This is a genomic window from Flavivirga aquimarina (assembly GCF_030540835.1).
Taxonomy (GTDB): Bacteria; Bacteroidota; Bacteroidia; order Flavobacteriales; family Flavobacteriaceae; genus Flavivirga; species Flavivirga aquimarina.
The window spans coordinates 1-319 of record NZ_JAUOEK010000040.1 but is presented as its reverse complement, the minus strand read 5'-3'; the positions used below and the strand labels follow the sequence as shown (position 1 = coordinate 319).

Annotated in this window: 1 protein-coding gene; it reads right to left on the bottom strand. The window is 28.5% G+C overall.

Annotation, left to right across the window (positions count from 1 at the left end; all coding sequences use genetic code 11):
• Nucleotides 1-106 precede the first annotated feature (106 nt).
• On the bottom strand, nucleotides 107-319 hold a 213-nt coding region (locus Q4Q35_RS01815), incomplete at its 5' end, for a T9SS type A sorting domain-containing protein (RefSeq protein ID WP_303276210.1).

The following is a 319-nucleotide window of genomic DNA, read 5'->3' as shown; positions in this document are numbered from 1 at the left end:
AAAAAAAGCCTCCAAAATACATGTCTGGAGACTTTTTAAAGAGCACATAAGTTTTTCAAACCTGCTTCACAACAAATAGAATTCTATAAATTAAGATAGGTTTATATTACTTTTTTACAAATTTTCTAACTGCAATTTTTCCGTCTCCTGTTTTTACTTTTAATACATAAGACCCTTCTGATAGATAGCTTATATCTATGGTTGTATTTGTAGTTTCTAATACTTTTTTTCCCAATAGATTATAAACCTGTACTTTTTCTGCTTTATTTAATGTGCTCAAGCTAATATTCAATGTGTTTAAAACAGGGTTGGGGTATAG